Here is a 17,288-nt window from a genome sequence, read left to right on the forward strand (position 1 = left end):
GGGCGGGACGGGTCAGGTTGGGCGGACGGGGACCACCAGGGGGCCGTGGTCGCCGGGGATCACCCGGATGTGGGCTCGGTAGTGGCGGGCCAGCAATTCCTCGGTGAGCACGTCCTCGGGCGGGCCGGCGGCTGCGACCCGGCCGTCGGCGAGCAGGACCAGGCGGTCGGCGTACTCGCCGGCGATGGAGAGGTCGTGCATGGTGGCGAGCACCGTCAGGCCGTGCGCGCGGCGGAGCTGGTCGACCAGTTCCAGCACCTCCTGCTGGTGCCCGATGTCCAGCGCGCTCGTCGGCTCGTCGAGCAGCAGCAGGGTGGCGCCCTGGGCCAGCGCCCGGGCCAGGAAGACGCGCTGCCGTTCGCCGCCGGAGAGCGTGGCCAGCTCGCGGTGGGCGAACGGGCCGAGGTCGAGCCGGTCCAGCACCTCGTGCACGGCGGCCAGGTCGGCGGCGGACTCGCGGCCCAGCGGCGGGATGTACGGGGTGCGTCCGAGCAGCGCGTAGTCGAACACCGACATGCCGGTCGGTACGACCGGGGACTGCGCCACGGTGGCCACGATCCGGGCGCGGTCGCGTCGGCGCAACGCGCCGATCGGCGTACCGAAGAGAGCCACCTCGCCCGGGCCGGTGAGCAGGCCGCCGACGGCGCGCAACAGGGTCGACTTGCCAGCGCCGTTGGGTCCGATCACGGTGACCCACTCGCCGGCGGCGACCGTGAGGTCGACGCCCGCCAGGATCGGGGTGCCGCCCAGGGCGACCCGCAGGTCGTGGACGCGCACCGCGGGGGCGTTCACATCGCCACCCGGCGGGCGGTACGCAGGACCAGCACGAAGAACGGGCCGCCGAGCAGCGCGGTGACCACGCCGATCGGGATCTCGGCGGGTGCGGCGGCGGTACGGGCGACCACGTCGGTCAGGGCCAGGAACGCGCCGCCGAACAGCATCGACAGCGGCAGGATCACGCGGTGGCTGGAACCGGCGAGCAGCCGCATGGTGTGCGGCACGATGATGCCGACGAAGCCGATCAGCCCGGACGCGGACACGGCGGCGGCGGTGCCCAGCGACGCGGCGGCGATCAGCAGGTAGCGGGAGCGCTGCGGGTGCAGGCCGAGACCGGCGGCCTCGTCGTCGCCGACGGAGAGCACGTCCAGCTCGCGCCGGTGCAGCAGCACCACCACGGAGGTGAGCACGAAGTACGGCAGGACCAGCCACACGTCGTGCCAGCCGGCGGTGGCCAGCCGTCCGAGCAGCCAGGAGTAGACCTGCTGGATGTTGTCGGAGTGCTGTTGCAGCAGGTACGTCTGCCCGGCGGCGAAGAACGCGGAGACCGCCACGCCGGCCAGGATCAGTGTGGCGGGCGATCGGTCCCGCCCGCCGGCCGCGCCGAGGAGGTACGTCAGCACGACCGCGCCGAGCGACCCGACGAACGCGGCGAGCGGAATGGTGACGGGCAGCCCGGTCAGCGCCCCGCCCGCCCCGGCACCGAGGACGATCGCCGCGGTGACCGCGAATCCGGCTCCGGCCGCCACGCCGAGCAGGTACGGGTCGGCCAGCGGGTTGCGGAAGACGCCCTGGTAGCAGCCGCCGGCCAGGGCGAGGAGCGCGCCGACGAGCAGGCCGAGCACGACCCGGGGCAGCCGCAGCTCGGTGATGATCGCGACTTCCCGCTCGGTGAGCCCGCTGTCCAGGTGCACGCCGGGCAGCAGGTTGAGCAGTTCGGCCGCGACGCTGCCGGGCGGCAGGCTGACCGGGCCGAGGGAGACGCCCGCGACCAGCGCGACGAGCACCGCCACGACACCGGCGAGCAGCCAGCGCTTGCGCAGCCCGGCGGGACGGATCGGGGTGCCGGCCACGTCGCGCGCCCCGCGCCGCAGGGGCCGGGGCAGCCGGGCACCCGGCCGGGACGTCTGGGACGTCCCGGCCGGGCGAGGGGCGGAGTCCGCCTGTCGTACGGCCACGGTCAGGCCGGGACCTTGGCGGTGGCGTCGACGATCACCTTGAGCAGGTCGACCACGCGCGGGCCCCAGCGCGAGGCGATGTCGTCGTCCAGCTCCACGATCTGGTTGTTCTTCACGGCGGTGACGCCGGACCACCCGCTGCGCGCCTTCACCGTGTCGGCGCTCTGCTTGCAGCACTTGGTGTCGGAGAGGAAGACGAAGTCGGGGTTCGCCTTGACGATGACCTCCTGGGAGAGCTGCGGGTAGCCGCCGTTCTTCCCGTCGGCGTCGGACGCGTCGGCGATGTTCTCCAGGCCGGCGAGCGCGTAGATGGTGCCGATGAACGTCTTGCTGGTCGCCGTGTACAGCTCCGGGCCCAGCTCGTGGTAGTAGGTCGGCTTCTCCGTACGCTTCGGCAGGTCCTTGGTCAGCGCGGTGATGTCGTCCTTCATCTTCTGCACCACGGCGTCCGCCTCGGACCGGTGGCCGGTGAGCGTGCCCAGGTCGGTGAGCTGCCGGTACGTGTCGTCGAGCGTGGCCGCGGCGGGGATCTGGAGGACCGGGATCTTCAGCGCGACGAGCTGGTCGGCGATCTTGTTGAGGTTGTCGGAGATCACCACCAGGTCGGGGTTCCGGGAGGCGACCGCCTCGGCGTTCGGCTGGTAGCCGGACAGGTCGGTGCGGGGCGCCTCGGGCGGGTAGTTCGACTGGTCGTCGACGGCGGTGACCTGCTTGCCGGCACCGATGGCGAAGAGCATCTCGGTGGAGGTCGGCGAGAGCGAGACGATCTTCTCGGGTCGCTTCTCCAGCGTCAGCTTGCCGACGGTGGCCGGGAACGCACCGCCGGAGCCGCCGGCGGCGGGGGTGTCGGTCGAGGTCTTCTCGGCGCAGCCGCCGAGAAGCAGCACGCCGGCCGCGAGCGCGGTGGCGAAGAGCCGGGGGGTACGTCTGGACATGGGGCCTCCTGTCGGTCGAGGAGTGTGGTGCTTCGCCGACAGGTGGAAAGGCCCGTCCGCGAGGCGCCCTTCCTCGAGAGCGCGTGTCGCGACCGGGCCGCAGGCGACCTGGCTCGTCCCACGTCCGTCGGCGCCGGCGGAAGGCCGGCGCCGCGCGTACGGGGCATCACAGTTGCGGGACAGCGCCGGTTTCACACCGGCTTCGCTGTGGCACGGTCGGTGCCACGGTAGCGCACGACCAGCGGAGATCGTCCGGACGGTGGGGGTGGGTGGGAACCCCGGCGGGGGTGGAACCGGGGTTCCCACCCGGTGGTGAGGTCAGCAGTACTGGCTCTGCTTCCCGATCGCCCGGTACGGGCAGTCGGCGTACTCGGACAGGATCAGCACGGCCTCCCGGTTGCGTGAGGTCTGCGCCGGGATCACCTCGTCCGGCGGGTAGAAGCCGCCGCCGGAGGCCGAGCCGGGGTACATCTCGAAGGTGTACGCCCAGATCTTGTGGGCGCCCCACATCCAGTCGATGCTGGTGCCGTCGGCGATGTAGAGGTCGCTCGACTGTTCCGGGGTGTAGTTGTTCGTCGCCGCCATCTGCCGCCCGATGGTGGCGAAGGTGTTGTACTGGTCGGCGTTCATCCCGGTGGCGGTGTTGTTGTACGTGTACCCGTACGGCCAGAGCACCAGCTGCGAGTAGGTGTGGAAGTCGATGTTGGCCTTGATCTGCTGCACCCCGCCGACGACCCGGCTGTTGACGAAGTTGCGCAGCGCCGCGGTCTCCGGGGCGGAGAAGGCGGACGGGCCGCGGTAGGTGTCCGACGACTTGGTGCCGGACGAGCCGCCGCAGCAGCCCCACTGGTAGGCCCAGTTGCGGTTCAGGTCGGTGCCGATGGCTGTCGAACCGCTGTTGGGCTGCCGGTTCTTGCGCCAGGAGCGGTAGGAGCCGGTGGCGATGTCGTACTCGCTGCCGTCCGGGTTGACGGTGGGGACGATCCAGATCTCCCGGGAGTTGACGATGCCGGTGATCCGGGAGTCGCTGCCGTAGTTGTCGGTGAAGAGGTTGAGCAGGTAGATCGCCATCTCCACGGTCAGGTGCTCACGGGCGTGCTGCTGGGCGTTGAACAGGATCTCCGGCTCGGCCTCGTCGGTGGCGACGTTGTCGGAGATCTTCACCGCCATCAGGTCCCGGCCCTGGTACGACGTGCCGATGCTGAGCTTGCGGGCGATCGTCGGGTGGTCGGCGACCACCTTGTTCACCACGGCGGTCAGCTCGGCGTAGTCGTGGTAGTTCGAGTCGGCCGGCGGGAACGCGTTCGCGGTCATGCCCCCGTCGGCGTGCCCCGGGTCCGGCGCGACGTCCTTCTCGAGCCGGAATCCGAGCCGGGTGATCGCGTTGGCCTCGGCCTTGGTCGCCGTGACGTGCAGCACGCCGTGCTCGGAGTAGTCGATCGCGGCGCCGGTGGAGGCGACGGCGGTGCGGTCGGCGGCCGTACGCGGGCCGAGCACCCGGTAGGCGACTGTGGCCGGCTCACCGGAGCCTTCCGGCGCGGGCCGGGCCACGGCGGGCGCGGCGGCCGCGGTGAGGACGATGGTCAGGCCGACGGCGGCGGCGAGCGCCAGCCGGCGGCGGAGCGGAGAGGTGCGGAAGGCCATGGACAACCTCCTGGGGGTACGGGAGATCCCGTTGTCCGCACACTCCACCAGGAGACACATGGTCATATCAATATCTGTCTCTTTCTTTAGCCATCCCGACCTGATCGTCACTTCGGCAATGATTTTCTATGCCTGAACATCTGGCGAAACTTCCCGCCAAGCGCGACAGTGAACGGCAACGATGCCGTCTCCCTGTGGAGCTGCCATGTTCGGAAGACCCATGCGCGCGGCCGCCCTCGCCGGCCTCACCGCGCTCACCCTCCTCGCCACGAGCGCACCGGTCCAGGCACAAGCCGCGCGACCGGGCGTCACACACGACGAACAGATCACCTTTCAGGAGTTCTCCCGCTTCCCCGACTGGCGTACCGGCACCCACCAGGGCACCCGCGCCGTACCGGGCCGCCACCCGGCGCTGACCATCGACCGCCCGGCGGGCACCACCGAGTTCACCGACGAGCACACCGGCACGACCCGCACCTGGGAGTACGCCACCTGGACCTCGCCCGAGCGGCGGATCGGCTTCGACGCCACCGAGATGGTCGCGTCGTGGAACGCCGCCACCCCGGCCGGCACCTGGATCCAGGTCGAGCTGCACGGCACGTACAACACCGGGGCACAGACCCCGTGGTACGTCATGGGCCGCTGGGCCTCCGGCGACCAGGACATCAAGCGCTCCACGCTGGACGGCCAGGGCGACCCGTGGTCGAGCATCTGGACCGACACGTTCTCGATCGACGACGCCGACGCCGGGGTGCTGCTGCGCTCGTACCAGTTGCGGCTGACGCTCTACCGCGCGCCCGGTCAGGCCGCCGCGCCGCAGGTCCGGATGGTCGGCGCGATGGCGTCGAACGTGCCGGACCGGTTCACCGTCACCCCGAGCCGGGGCGGCATCGCCTGGGGCACCGAGCTGGCCGTGCCGCGCTACTCGCAGAACATCCACATCGGCGAGTACCCCGAGTACGACGGCGGCGGTGAGGCGTGGTGCTCGCCCACCTCGACGGAGATGGTGGTCGAGTACTGGGGTCGCAAGCCCTCGGCCGAGGACACCTCCTGGGTCGACCCCACCTACCCCGACCCCACTGTCGACCACGCCGCCCGGATGACCTACGACTACGAGTACGAAGGCGCCGGCAACTGGCCGTTCAACACCGCGTACGCGTCGAGCTTCCCCGGCCTGGAGGCGCGGGTCACCCGGCTGCACTCGCTGGACGAGGCGGAACGCTTCATCAGGGCGGGCATCCCGGTGGTGACCTCACAGTCGTTCCTCGCCAGCGAGCTGGACGGGGCCAACTACGGCACCTCCGGGCACCTGTTCGTGATCGTCGGCTTCACCGCCGACGGCGACGTGATCGTCAACGACCCGGCGTCCTCGTCCAACGACGCGGTCCGCAACGTCTACAAGCGGGAGCAGTTCGAGCAGATCTGGCTGCGCACCAAGCGCTACCGGGCCAACGGCACCGTGGCCTCCGGCTCCGGCGGCATCGCGTACCTGATCAAGCCGGCCGACCGGCCGTGGCCGGTCGTCCCGGGCTCGACCAACTGGTGAGCGGCTCGGCCGACCGATGAACGGCGAGGGGCCCGGCGCCATCTCCGGCGCCGGGCCCTCTCGTTCGTCCGCTCAGCCGTCGCGGCGCTCGGCGTCCGGCTCGTCCTCGCCCGCGAGCGCGGTACGCAGCCGGTCCTTCTCGGCGCGACGCCGCTCCGACGCCTCCGCCATCTCCCCGGCCATCTCGTCCCGCCAGTTGCGCAGCAGGAAGAACGACAGCGCGGCCGAGGAGATCAGCGCCACCATCAGCCGCAGGAACATGTTCATCTCGACGAACCAGAGGGCTGCCAGCACGGCGACGAACAGCCCGACCCGGCCCAGCGTGTACTTGACCGCCGCGCTCATTCCCGCATTCCCACTCTCTCCGTGCCTCAGCCCGTACGCCGGGCCAGCCAGTGCACGCCATGAAACCAGATGACGGCGTAGACCACGGTGAACACCGCCGCGGCCGACGCGCCGGTGAACAGTGCGGGCAGCCCCGAGGCCAGGCCCGCGACCAGCAGACCGGCGACGACGCCGAGCCCGAGCCCGGCCAGCGCGGCCACCACCCGGGCAGCCCCGAACTCCCAGGCCCGGAACTCGTCCCAGAACAGCCAGAGCGGCAGGATCACCGCGAGCCAGCCGTTCGTACCCCCGAAGCCGCTGTCGCCGACGGTGGCGAACGCCCACTCGAAGACCAGCAGCGCCAGCAGCCCGATGACCAGGCCGGCGAGGCTCACCCCGAGCAGGTCGCCGAGGGTGAGGATGCGCCCCTCGGCGTCGCGCCGGGGGAAACCGCGCTGCTGTTCCTCGTCGCTCATCGCCAGGTCAGGCCCAGACCTGCTGCGGCTCGGACCGGCGCTCCGCCAGCGACGGCGGACCGTCGTACTCGCGGACGATCTCGTAGCGGGTGTTCCGCTCGACCGGACGGAACCCGGCGTCCCAGATCATGTGCAGCAGATCGTCGCGGTGCATCGTGTTCGGCGTGCCGTACGAGTCGGCGTCGTGGGTGATCTTGTATTCCACGACCGAGCCGTCCAGGTCGTCGACGCCGAAGTTCAGCGAGAGCTGCGCGACCGACAGCCCGTGCATGACCCAGAAGCACTTGACGTGCGGCACGTTGTCGAACAGCAGCCGGGAGACCGCGAACGTCTTGAGCGACTCGGCCGGGGAGGCCATCGTGGTCCGGGCCTGGATCCGGTTACGGATCTTGCCGTCCGCCGAGTCGACGAAGTCGTGCTGGTAGCGCAGCGGGATGAAGACCTGGAAACCGCCGGTCTCGTCCTGCAGCTCACGCAGCCGCAGCACGTGGTCGACCCGGTGCCGGGGCTCCTCGATGTGGCCGTAGAGCATGGTCGACGGCGTCTTCATGCCCTTCGAGTGGGCCAGCCGGTGGATGCGCGACCAGTCCTCCCAGTGGCAGTTGTGGTCGACGATGTGCTGCCGGACCTCCCAGTCGAAGATCTCCGCGCCACCGCCGGTGAGCGACTCCAGGCCGGCGTCCATCAGCTCGTCGAGGATCGCGTCGGCGCTGAGCCCGCTGATCTTCTCGAACCACTGCACCTCGGTCGCGGTGAACGCCTTGAGGTTGACCTTCGGCAGCGCGGCCTTCAGCTCGCGCAGCACCTTCGGGTAGTAGCGCCAGGGCAGCGTCGGGTGCAGGCCGTTGACGATGTGCAGCTCGGTGAGCTGCTCGTCCTCCATCTCCTTCGCCTTGCGGACCGCCTCGTCGATACGCATCGTGTAGGCGTCCTTCTCGCCCGGCTTGCGCTGGAACGAGCAGTACGCGCACGACGCCGAGCAGACGTTCGTCAGGTTCAGGTGCCGGTTGACGTTGAACATCACCCGGTCGCCGTTGAGCTCCGTACGCCTGTGGTGGGCCAGCCGGCCCAACCAGGTCAGGTCGTCGCTGGCGTAGAGGGCGATGCCGTCCTCGCGGGTCAGCCGCTCCCCCGCGTACACCTTCGCCTCGAGTTCGCGCTTGAGTCCGGCGTCCATCCGAAAGCCACGTCCTTCCACCTGGGTTCCCGATCGAGCGTACGTCGCGGGCCTGACCGGCCGCCGACGTGGTCGCGCCGGTTCACCGGTCGTCACGCTCCGCACATCGACATCGTCGCAACGGTGAGGTAAGACAGGGTGGGGCGGAACACACACCAGGGCCGTCCTGTCCCGACACGCCCCAAGCACGCGTGACGGACCCCAGACCGGACGGGGAGCGGTATGGCTCACAGCACCAAGGCCCGACGGCGACGAGGACGGCAGCCGGTGATCTCACCGATCCTGCGCCCGGCGCTCTGGTCCGCCCTCCTGGGGGCGGTCGCGGCCGCGGCGCTCGCCACACCCGCATGGGCCGACCCGCTGCCCGACGTCGTGCCCGACACCGGCTCCCGGCCCCAGGTCACCGGCCCTCTGCAACTGCCCGGCTCGTCCGGCGGCGTCCGTGGCGTGCCCGGCACCGTTCCCGGCGTGCCGGGCACCGTTCCCGGCCTCCCCGGCACCGTCCCGGGTCTGCCCGGTGTCACCGTCCCGGGCCTGCCCGGCGCGGGTGCCACCACCGGCGTGACCAACCCGGCCGACGGCCCACTGATCGCCCAGATCAACCAGCTCGACGCCCGGGTCACCCTGCTGGGCGAGGAACTGCTCCGGATCAAGACCGAGCGGGACGCCGCACAGACCGAGCTGACCCAGTCCGCCGCCCGGCTCACCGAGGCGGTGGACGCGCTCCGCCGCGCCCAGGACAACGCCAAGAGCGCCGCCGCCGACGCGGTCAAGGCCGACGCGGCGCTGCCGCCGGGCGAGTTCGGCGCCAGCCTGCGGGAGTTCGCCAACCTCCAGCGCATCACCCGGGGCGACAAGGCCGAGGGCGCCACCACGTCGGTGACCGGCGAACTCCTCCGTGCCACGAGCGCCGAGCAGATCGCGCGGGAGGCGCACGAGTCGGCCCAGCGGCGGGCGACCGAGAAGGCCGCCGAGTTCACCCGCGCCGAAGCCGACCTGCGCAAGCAGGAGACCGCGCTCGTCGCGCTGCGCAAGGAGAACGCGGCCAAGCTCCTGGAGGTCGAGCGCCTGGCGGACGCCGCCGAGCAGCGCCTCGGCACCTCGTACGTGGTCGACCAGGGCATCGACGGCCTGGTGGCGGACCCGCGGGCGCTCGCCGCCGTGCGCTACGCCCTCGCCCAGCTCGGCGACCCCTACCTGTGGGCCGCCGAGGGCCCGGACCGGTTCGACTGCTCCGGCCTGATGCTCGCCTCCTACCAGGCGGCCGGCTACCGGGGCCTGCCCCGCGTCGCCAAGGACCAGTACTTCGCCACCCGTTCCCGCACCGTCTCGCCGAACGCCCTGCTCCCCGGCGACCTGCTGTTCTTCGCCTCCGGCAGCAGCTGGACCAGCGTCCACCACGTCGCCATGTACATCGGCAACGGCAAGATGGTGGAGGCGCCGCGTACCGGCGACGTCGTCAAGATCTCGGTGGTCCGCTGGTCCCGGCTCTACGCCGCGACCCGGGTGATCGGCGCCGTGCCCGCCCCGGCCACCCCCGCGCCGCCGCCGACCGTGCCGGCCACCCCGCCGAAGCCGTCGACGACCCCCAAGCCGACGCCCACCACGCCCAAGCCGTCCACCACTCCCAAGCCGACGCCGACCACGCCGAAGCCCACCACGCCGACGCCGAAGCCGACGACGTCCAGCCCCGCGCCCAGCACGCCGCCGCCGAGCCCGACCGACTCGCCCGACCCGACGCCGAGCCAGAGCGCCAGCGCCGAGCCGGACACCAGCAGCGCCGCGCCGAGCAGCAGCAGCGTCGCCCCGTCGAGCAGCACGGCCGGCAGCGGCTCCGCCAGCCCGAGCAGCAGCGCCGACTGACCCAACCGCCACTCCGGCTGTGCTCCCGGGCCGGAATATGGCACGGTGAGATCCAGGCACTTCCGGTCGGCGCCACGGCTGGAGGCGAGCGTGGGTGCGGAGGGGCGAGATGGGCGAGCAGGACGTTCCGGCGGAGAAGGTCCACCCGGGACCGACGCCCGGCCCCGCCGACCCGGCCGGCGACGACGACCGCGGTTCGGCCTCACCCGGGCCGGTAGCCGTCGCCCGGGCGCGCGTGTCGGTCGCCGGTTCGGCCGTGCCGCCGCCCGCCGGTGACGAGCAGCCGCTTCCGCAGGCCGGTCCCACGACGTACCGGGCGGGCACCCCGGCGGACACCCCACCGCCGCTGGACCGGCGCCTGCCCGGCGCCACGGTGCCACCGTCCAGTTGGTCCGCCTTCGCCGTGGCCGACCGCCCGGCGACACCCCAGCCCGCCGCCGCGCCGGCGGCGGACGGCGACGCCTCCCCGGGTACGCCCGGCAGCGCTCCGGCGGCCATCCCGGCTCCCCGCGTCTCCGGGTCCGCACGCGTGCCCGTACCTGCTCCTTCCGCCCCAGCCGTGGACGCGGCGGCAGTGGACGCCGCAGCGCCCGCCGACGCCGCCGGCCCGGCGGACCGCGACGCCGCGCCGACCCGGCAGGCGGACGCCGCCTCCGAGCCGCACGACGGCTCCGGAGCCTCCTCCGCCGCCGAGACCTCGGCAGCCGGTTCCGGCGAGTCTTTGCCGCCCGTCACCGCAGCGTCGGCCGGGTCCGCAGGCGCGCCGCCGGTCACGTCCGGCGACGTACCGTCCGTCGGGTCCGCCGACTCCCTGCCGCGCGGGTCCGCCGGCTCGGCACCTGCCTCCGCCGACCGCCCCGCCCCGCTCGCCGCCGCTTCCCCGCCCGCCGAGCAGGCCGGACCCGCACCCGCCCGGGCCAGCGCGTCGGTGCCCGGCCTGAGCCGCGTCTCCGCGGAGGAGGTCGCCGCCTCCGTGGTGGCCGCGCCGCCCGCCGCCGCCACTGTCTACCGGGCCGGACCGGTGAACCCGGAACCGCCGGAGCCGGTCCAGCCGCCGGAGCCCGCGCAGCCCCCGGCGCCGAACGGCCCGGAGCCCGAGCCGGCGCCGACCCCGGTACCCGGCCCCACGCCGCCGTCGCCCGCGCCGCCGGTGCCCGAGCCGGAGCCCCCGCTCCGGCCCACGCCACCCCTGCCGACGCCGCCCGCGCCCAGTCCGCCGACGCCCACGCCCGGGCCGGTGCCACCGGTCCCCGGGCCGCCCGTGCCGCCGCCGGGTCCGCCCGTACCCCCGCCGCCGCCCCCGCCGGGTCCGATGCCCGCGCCGCCGTTCCCGCCGCCACCGGCGATGACCGGCGGGCCGGGCCCACTGCCCGCGCCGCTGTTCCCCGCCCCGGCGACCGGCCCGTCGTTCCCGCCCGCGCGCGCCGCCGTACCGGGCCTGCCGGCCACGCCCCTGTCGCCGCCGGACGGTGCGCTGCCGTCGTGGGCCGCCGCGCCCGTGTCGGCACCGCCGCCGCCCGTGGTGCCGGCCCCGGCGCTGCCGACCTGGCCGCCGCCGGCCACGCCCGGCCGCGACGCCGACACGACCCGTCCGGTACGCCCGCAGCCCGCCGATCCGGATCTCGCCACCGCCGCGTACGGCGGGACCGACGGGCCGGGTTTCGCCACCGTGTCGTTCCCGCAGGGCAACCCGCTGGAGAACTCCGGATCGCTGACCGGGCACATCCTGGCCCAGGGCTGGTCCGAGGAGAGCCCGGCGGCCCGGGGCGGCAACACCAAGGTGGTCATCGTGCTGGCGGTCGCGCTGATCATGCTCATCGCGATCAGCCTGCTCGTGGTCTTCCTGGCCAACGACGCGCTGAGCGGCCTGACCGGGACCATGCTCATCGAGTGACAGGGGTGAGCCCGCCCACTACGGTCTCGCGTTGCCGTGGCGGAGTCGTCGATGCGCCGTACACTTGTCTCTGATCATTGACCCGGCGCGCCCGACTGCGCGCGCCCATGGGCGATCTTGCGGGCGATTCGGCGGCGTGACAGGCCGCGGCGGGCCATCGCGAAGATGCGCCCCGCTCGAGAGGTATTTCTTGACCACGTTCGCTGAATCCAGCACGTCCCCGTCCATCGACCCGACGCCCGAGACCGTCGACTTCGCCTCGCTCGGCCTGCCCCGGCAGCTCGTCGAGACGCTCGCCCGGCAGGGCATCACCACCCCGTTCGAGATCCAGCGGGCCACGCTGCCCGACTCGCTGGCGGGCCGCGACGTCCTCGGCCGGGGCCAGACCGGCTCGGGCAAGACGCTCGCCTTCGGCCTGCCGGTCATCGCCCGGGTCGCCGACCGCAACCGGGCCCGGCCGCTGCACCCGCGCGCCCTGGTCCTGGTCCCCACCCGTGAACTTGCCATGCAGGTCAACGACGCCCTCGTGCCGCTCGGCAAGTCGGTGGGCGTGTTCCTGAAGACCGCCGTCGGCGGTGTGCCGTACGACCGGCAGATCGATGCGCTGCGCCGCGGCGTGGAGATCATCGTGGCCACCCCGGGACGGCTCGGCGACCTGATCGAGCGCGGCGTGTGCCGGCTCGACGACGTCGAGATCACCGTGCTGGACGAGGCCGACCAGATGGCCGACATGGGCTTCCTGCCCGAGGTCACCCGGCTGCTGGCGAAGACCCCGGCGGACGCGCAGCGGCTGCTGTTCTCGGCCACTCTGGACAACGACGTCGACACGCTCGTCAAGCGGTTCATGACCGACCCGGTCACCCACTCGACCGCACCGGCCACCGCCGCCGTGTCCACCATGGATCACCACCTGCTGCTGATCCCGCCGCACGACAAGTTCGCGGTCGCGGCGTCCATCGCCGCCCGTGAGGGCCGCACCATGCTGTTCGCCCGTACGCAGCTCGGCGTGGACCGGCTCGTCGAGCAGCTCGCGGCCGTCGGTGTGCGGGCCGGTGGGCTGCACGGCGGCAAGACCCAGCGCATGCGCACCAAGACGCTCGCCGAGTTCCGTGAGGGCCGGACGCCCGTGCTGGTCGCGACCGACGTGGCGGCCCGGGGCATCCACGTCGACGGCGTCTCGCTGGTGCTGCACGTGGACCCGCCGAAGGACCCCAAGGACTACCTGCACCGGGCCGGCCGTACGGCCCGGGCCGGCGAGTCGGGCGCGGTGGCGACGCTCGTGCTGCCGAAGCAGCGCCGCACCACGCTGGCCATGATGGAGAAGGCGGGCGTCGAGCCGGCCGAGACCCGGGTCCGGGCGGGCGACGAGGCGCTGGCCGAGCTGACCGGCGCGCGCGAGCCCAGCGGCGTACCGGTCCGGGAAGAGCCGGAGCCGCGGCGCGGCGGCGGCTCGCGCCGCTTCGGCGACCGGGACGGCCGGAGCTTCGACCGTGGCGGCCGGAGCTTCTCCGACCGTGGCGGACGCGACTTTTCCGACCGTGGCGAGCGCCGGTTCGGCGACCGTGACGGCCGGGGCGAGCGCCGGTTCGGCGACCGGCCCGCGGGCGAGCGGTCGAGCGACCGGTTCGCGGACCGTGGCGGTGACCGCCGGTTCGGCGACCGGCCGGCGGGCGAGCGCTACTCGGGCGAGCGGTCCGGCGGCGGTGAGCGCCGCTTCGGGCGGCCGGAGCGTCGCGACGAGCGCAGCTTCGGCGACCGGGGCGAGCGCTTCGGCGACCGGCGGTCCGACGGCCGGAGCTTCGGCGAGCAGCGGTCCGACGACCGCAGCCCGCGCGGCGAGCGGTCCGAGCGGCCGTACGGGGACCGGCCGCGGCCGGCGGCCGGACGCGGGTACGACCGCGACGAGCGGCGGTACGACGACCGGCCGAGCGGCTCGCGCGGCTTCGGCGACCGGCGCCAGGACGACCGCCCGCACGCCGAGCGGCGTTTCGGTGACCGGGGCGACGCGCGTCCGGCTGAGCGCCGGGCCGGCGGTTTCCGGGCCGAGGGGCGGGGCCGGGACGACAGGCGCGGCTTCGGCGGGCGCCCGCCGGCACGTACCCACTGATCTGAGCGCACCCACGGACGCCGCCGCCGAGCACCTGCTCGGCGGCGGCGTTCGCGCATCCGCTGCCGCCGACGGCCGGGTCGCGTAACGTCCGGACCATGCCGAAGTCGCTCTTCTGGGCCCGGACCGACACCGCCGGCTCCGAGCACGTCGTGCTCGACGACGGTCAGGGGCTGACCGCGCAGGGTGTGGCGCTCGCCGTGGATCCGATCCCGTACACGTGCCGGTACCGCCTGACCGTCGGCCCGGACTGGTCGACGAACCGGCTGGAGGTCGAGTCCGAGGGCGCCGGCTGGTCGCGGAGCGTACGCCTGGAGCGGGGCCGGGACGGGTGGCGCGTGCGTACCGGCGAGGAGGGTGACCTGGACGCGGCGTTGAGCGCGGCGGGCCACCCACCGGCGGGCCTGCCGGGCACCGACGACCCGAGCCGGCTGGCCGAGGCACTCGACGTGGATCTGGGCGGTTCCCCGCTGACGAACACGCTGCCGATCCGCCGGATCGGGCTGGGCCGGCTGCCCGCCGACCTGGCCACCGCCGTGACGGTGGCCTGGGTGCTGCTGCCCGGCCTGGCCGTGGTGCCCGCCGAGCAGGTCTACACCTCGCTGGGCCCGGGCCGGGTCCGGTATTCCAGTGACACGTTCGCCGCCGACCTGGAGGTCGACCCGGACGGTTTCGTGGTGCGCTACCCGGGGCTGGCCGAGCGGGTCGACCCGCGCTGACCGTCGGGGGTCCGGTTCAGGCCGCCGGCCAGGTGCCGTCGGTCAGGAACCGGTCGATGGTGGCGAGGTGCGGGGCGAGGTCGAGGCCCTGCGCGGCCACCCACTCGTCGGAGTAGTAGGTGTCGCCGTACCGGTCGCCCGGGTCGCAGATCAGCGTGACCACCGAGCCGGTACGCCCGGCCGCGCGCATCTGCGCGATCAGCCCGAACGCGCCCCACAGGTTGGTGCCGGTGGAGCCGCCCACGAGGCGGCCGAGCACGGCCGAGCCGGCCCGCATCGCGGCGAGCGACGCGGCGTCCGGCACCTGCACCATCCGGTCCACCACGCTGGGCAGGAAGGACGCCTCGACGGTGGGCCGCCCGATGCCCTCGATCCGGGAGCCGCGGTCGGTGCGCACCGACCAGTCGCCGGCCTGCCAGGCGGGGTAGAAGGCGGAGTTCTCCGGGTCCACCACGCAGAGCTTGGTGGGCAGCCGCCGGTACCGGGCGTAGCGGCCGATGGTGGCGCTGGTGCCGCCGGTGCCGGCGCCGACCACGATCCAGGCGGGCACCGGGTGCCGTTCCAGCGCGAGCTGGGCGTAGATCGACTCGGCGATGTTGTTGTTACCCCGCCAGTCGGTGGCGCGCTCGGCGTAGGTGAACTGGTCCATGAACCGGCCGCCGCTGTCCTCGGCGAGCCAGCGCGCCTCCACCACGACCTTGGACGGGTCGTCCACCAGGTGGCAGCGCCCGCCCTGGAACTCGATCTGGGCGATCTTCTCCGGCGACGTGGAGGCGGGCATGACCGCGATGAACGGCAGCCCGAGCATCCGGGCGAAGTACGCCTCGGAGACGGCCGTCGAGCCGGACGACGCCTCGACGATCGTGGTGTCCGGGCCGATCCAGCCGTTGCAGAGCCCGTAGAGGAACAGCGAGCGGGCCAGCCGGTGCTTCAGCGAGCCGGTGGGGTGCACCGACTCGTCCTTGAGGTAGAGGTCGATCCCCCACTCGCGGGGCAGCGGGAACGGCAGCAGGTGGGTGTCGGCGGAGCGGTTGGCGTCCGCCTCGACAGTGGCGATCGCCTCGGTCACCCAGCGCCGGCTGGCCTCGTCGCACCTGTCGAAGTGAGTCACGTCGGCAACGTTACAAGCGAGGTGGGCTCGGGTTTTCCCGGACCCGGCGGGCCTGCCGCCGCTGCCCGGCCCGTCCGGTGGCCCGGATCACCGGCGTGAGGGCCAGGGCGAGCCGGGGGAAGGCGTCCAGGAGCCGCACCTGGGCGCCGCGCCAGCGCGGCAGGCTGACCACCGGCCGGGGCCGGCGCGCCAGCCGGACGGCCCGCGCGGCCACCCGCTCCGGCGTGAGCAGCGAGCCGGTGAAGGACGCCAGCGCTCCCGGGTCGTCCAGCTTGTCGTGCAGCATCGGCGTCCAGATCCCGTCCGGGCACAGGCACGACACGTGTACGCCCCGGACGCCGGCCATCCGCAGGTCACTCAGGGTGCCGAGGCTGAACGCGAGCAGGGCGTGCTTGCTGGCCGCGTACACCGTCTCGCCGGGCGCGGCTATCAGCCCGGCCAGCGAGACGACGTTGAGCACGTGGCCGCGGCCCTGTTCGCGCATCACCGCGACGGCGGCGAGCGTGCCGTTCATCGCGCCGAGCGCGTTCACCTCGACCACCGCGCGGCGGGTCGGGGCGTCGTGTCCCCAGGACGGGCCGGTGACCAGGATGCCCGCGTTGTTCACCCAGAGCCCGAGGCCGCCGGGCGCGGCCGCCGCCTCGGCGGCGACCTCCGCGCAGGCGGACTCGTCGCGTACGTCGAGCGGGCGGGACCAGCCGCCCAGCGACGCGGCGGCGGCCGACGCGGCCCCGGCGTCGGTGTCGGTGAGCAGCACGTTCCAGCCGTCGGCGTGCAGCGCGGCGGCGATGGCCCGCCCCAGCCCGCCGGCCGCTCCGGTCACCACTGCGGCACCGCGTCCCGAGCTCGTCATCGGCGCACGGTAACCGCAACCGGCGGCCCGGGGCCAGAGGCGTCAGGTGGTGGGCGCTTCCAGCGGCTGCGGGCGGTTCTCCCACTTGGTCGACAGGGCGATGCTGGTGCGGGTGGACGCCACACCGGCCGTCCGGTTCAGCCGGACGATCAACTGCTCCAGCTCGGCGATCGTGCCGACCCGCGCCTTGAGCAGGAAGGACTCGACGCCGGCCATGAAGTAGCAGGACTCGATCTCGGGGATGCGGCGGAACGACTCCAGCACGTCGTCGGTGTCCGCGTCGGAGTCCTCGATGATGCCGATGAGCGCTGTCACGCCGAGCCCGATCGACTCCGGCTCGACCTCGGCCCGGTACGCCCGGATCACGCCGCTGGACTCCAGCTTGCCGACCCGCTCGTGCACGGCCGGGGCGGAGAGGCCGACCTGACGGGCCAGCTCGGCGTACGACAGACGGGCGTTGCCCCGCAACAGCTCCACGAGGCTCAGGTCGATCGTGTCCACGGAGAGTGACCCTATCCGTTCGGCGACCACGGAACACTGTCGGTACCCGTGGATCAACCCTTCACAAACGTACGATGACGGGGGTTCTCCGCCGGTACCATTTCCTATCCTTCCCAGTGTGTGCGTTTTTCGCGTTTGGCGGACACGTCCGGTAGCCGGTGCTGTAATTGCCATACGTCCCTC

General features: G+C 73.3%; 14 protein-coding genes, 1 pseudogene and 1 riboswitch. Of the genes and pseudogenes, 5 read left to right on the forward strand and 10 right to left on the reverse strand.

Features of this window, described 5'->3' with window-relative positions:
• Window positions 1-12: 12 nt before the first annotated feature.
• The 4 genes and pseudogenes from M8C11_RS27930 to M8C11_RS27945 form a co-directional block, all read right to left on the reverse strand.
• Entirely contained in the window at window positions 13-792 is a 780-nt protein-coding gene (locus M8C11_RS27930) for an ABC transporter ATP-binding protein (protein ID WP_252454343.1), read from the reverse strand.
• Window positions 789-1,871, reverse strand: coding sequence for an iron ABC transporter permease (locus tag M8C11_RS27935; RefSeq protein WP_252454369.1), 1,083 nt, complete (start codon window positions 1,869-1,871; stop codon window positions 789-791). Before M8C11_RS27935 ends, M8C11_RS27930 begins: the two co-directional genes overlap by 4 nt.
• An 86-nt stretch (window positions 1,872-1,957) precedes the next feature.
• Window positions 1,958-2,890: an ABC transporter substrate-binding protein gene (locus M8C11_RS27940; protein WP_252454344.1), complete on the reverse strand. Its 933-nt coding sequence runs from the start codon at window positions 2,888-2,890 to the stop codon at window positions 1,958-1,960.
• 107 nt (window positions 2,891-2,997) lie between these two features.
• Window positions 2,998-3,091: riboswitch (cobalamin riboswitch) on the reverse strand.
• A gap of 120 nt (window positions 3,092-3,211) precedes the next feature.
• Window positions 3,212-4,534 (reverse strand): annotated as a pseudogene (locus tag M8C11_RS27945) (M14 family metallopeptidase); the annotation flags it as partial.
• Between the two features lie 205 nt (window positions 4,535-4,739).
• Between M8C11_RS27945 and M8C11_RS27950 the strand changes: the two are divergent.
• Window positions 4,740-6,080 carry a C39 family peptidase gene (locus M8C11_RS27950; protein ID WP_121682971.1) on the forward strand — a complete coding sequence of 447 codons (1,341 nt, stop codon included), beginning with the start codon at window positions 4,740-4,742 and terminating at the stop codon, window positions 6,078-6,080.
• 72 nt (window positions 6,081-6,152) lie between these two features.
• Here the strand turns inward: M8C11_RS27950 and M8C11_RS27955 are convergent, their stop codons facing one another.
• The 3 genes from M8C11_RS27955 to mqnE are packed head-to-tail and all read right to left on the reverse strand — an operon-like array spanning window position 6,153 to window position 8,057.
• Window positions 6,153-6,425 (reverse strand): DUF4229 domain-containing protein, encoded by a 273-nt coding sequence (locus M8C11_RS27955; RefSeq protein WP_091414468.1) that lies wholly within the window; start codon window positions 6,423-6,425, stop codon window positions 6,153-6,155.
• A 26-nt stretch (window positions 6,426-6,451) separates the two neighbouring features.
• Window positions 6,452-6,880, reverse strand: a complete 429-nt coding sequence (locus tag M8C11_RS27960) for a hypothetical protein (protein ID WP_252454345.1) — start codon at window positions 6,878-6,880, stop codon at window positions 6,452-6,454.
• 7 nt (window positions 6,881-6,887) lie between these two features.
• Window positions 6,888-8,057 carry an aminofutalosine synthase MqnE gene (mqnE, locus tag M8C11_RS27965; protein ID WP_120572110.1) on the reverse strand — a complete coding sequence of 390 codons (1,170 nt, stop codon included), beginning with the start codon at window positions 8,055-8,057 and terminating at the stop codon, window positions 6,888-6,890.
• A gap of 222 nt (window positions 8,058-8,279) precedes the next feature.
• Between mqnE and M8C11_RS27970 the strand changes: the two genes are divergently transcribed.
• The 4 genes from M8C11_RS27970 to M8C11_RS27985 all read left to right on the forward strand — a co-directional run bounded on the left by M8C11_RS27970 (window position 8,280) and on the right by M8C11_RS27985 (window position 14,640).
• Entirely contained in the window at window positions 8,280-9,920 is a 1,641-nt protein-coding gene (locus M8C11_RS27970; RefSeq protein ID WP_252454346.1) for a C40 family peptidase, read from the forward strand.
• 109 nt (window positions 9,921-10,029) lie between these two features.
• Window positions 10,030-11,814: a hypothetical protein gene (locus tag M8C11_RS27975; protein WP_252454347.1), complete on the forward strand. Its 1,785-nt coding sequence runs from the start codon at window positions 10,030-10,032 to the stop codon at window positions 11,812-11,814.
• Between the two features lie 190 nt (window positions 11,815-12,004).
• Window positions 12,005-13,921 carry a DEAD/DEAH box helicase gene (locus M8C11_RS27980; RefSeq protein ID WP_252454348.1) on the forward strand — a complete coding sequence of 639 codons (1,917 nt, stop codon included), beginning with the start codon at window positions 12,005-12,007 and terminating at the stop codon, window positions 13,919-13,921.
• 98 nt (window positions 13,922-14,019) lie between these two features.
• Window positions 14,020-14,640 (forward strand): putative glycolipid-binding domain-containing protein, encoded by a 621-nt coding sequence (locus tag M8C11_RS27985; RefSeq protein WP_120572115.1) that lies wholly within the window; start codon window positions 14,020-14,022, stop codon window positions 14,638-14,640.
• Between the two features lie 16 nt (window positions 14,641-14,656).
• On the opposite strand, the gene M8C11_RS27990 is transcribed toward M8C11_RS27985, so the two are convergent.
• The 3 genes from M8C11_RS27990 to M8C11_RS28000 are packed head-to-tail and all read right to left on the reverse strand — an operon-like array spanning window position 14,657 to window position 17,105.
• The gene (locus M8C11_RS27990; protein ID WP_120572116.1) at window positions 14,657-15,751 is read right to left on the reverse strand and encodes a PLP-dependent cysteine synthase family protein; all 1,095 of its coding nucleotides are present in this window, start codon (window positions 15,749-15,751) and stop codon (window positions 14,657-14,659) included.
• Between the two features lie 10 nt (window positions 15,752-15,761).
• Complete coding sequence (locus tag M8C11_RS27995) at window positions 15,762-16,604, reverse strand: SDR family oxidoreductase (protein WP_252454349.1); 843 nt, start codon at window positions 16,602-16,604, stop codon at window positions 15,762-15,764.
• A gap of 42 nt (window positions 16,605-16,646) precedes the next feature.
• The gene (locus tag M8C11_RS28000) at window positions 16,647-17,105 is read right to left on the reverse strand and encodes an Lrp/AsnC family transcriptional regulator (RefSeq protein WP_128137417.1); all 459 of its coding nucleotides are present in this window, start codon (window positions 17,103-17,105) and stop codon (window positions 16,647-16,649) included.
• Between the last annotated feature and the right edge of the window lie 183 nt (window positions 17,106-17,288).

Origin of the sequence: Micromonospora sp. CPM1, from assembly GCF_023896895.1 — a bacterium.
In the GTDB taxonomy this organism is placed as follows: Bacteria; Actinomycetota; Actinomycetes; order Mycobacteriales; family Micromonosporaceae; genus Micromonospora; species Micromonospora tulbaghiae.

Excerpts from the sequence above, each read along its gene's own strand:
- M8C11_RS27940 (WP_252454344.1), bottom strand. The coding sequence starts at position 2,890 with ATGTCCAGACGTACCCCCCGGCTCTTCGCCACCGCGCTCGCGGCCGGC.
- M8C11_RS27950 (WP_121682971.1), top strand. The coding sequence starts at position 4,740 with ATGTTCGGAAGACCCATGCGCGCGGCCGCCCTCGCCGGCCTCACCGCG.
- M8C11_RS27955 (WP_091414468.1), bottom strand. The coding sequence starts at position 6,425 with ATGAGCGCGGCGGTCAAGTACACGCTGGGCCGGGTCGGGCTGTTCGTC.
- M8C11_RS27960 (WP_252454345.1), bottom strand. The coding sequence starts at position 6,880 with ATGAGCGACGAGGAACAGCAGCGCGGTTTCCCCCGGCGCGACGCCGAG.
- mqnE (WP_120572110.1), bottom strand. The coding sequence starts at position 8,057 with ATGGACGCCGGACTCAAGCGCGAACTCGAGGCGAAGGTGTACGCGGGG.
- M8C11_RS27970 (WP_252454346.1), top strand. The coding sequence starts at position 8,280 with ATGGCTCACAGCACCAAGGCCCGACGGCGACGAGGACGGCAGCCGGTG.
- M8C11_RS27975 (WP_252454347.1), top strand. The coding sequence starts at position 10,030 with ATGGGCGAGCAGGACGTTCCGGCGGAGAAGGTCCACCCGGGACCGACG.
- M8C11_RS27985 (WP_120572115.1), top strand. The coding sequence starts at position 14,020 with ATGCCGAAGTCGCTCTTCTGGGCCCGGACCGACACCGCCGGCTCCGAG.
- M8C11_RS27995 (WP_252454349.1), bottom strand. The coding sequence starts at position 16,604 with ATGACGAGCTCGGGACGCGGTGCCGCAGTGGTGACCGGAGCGGCCGGC.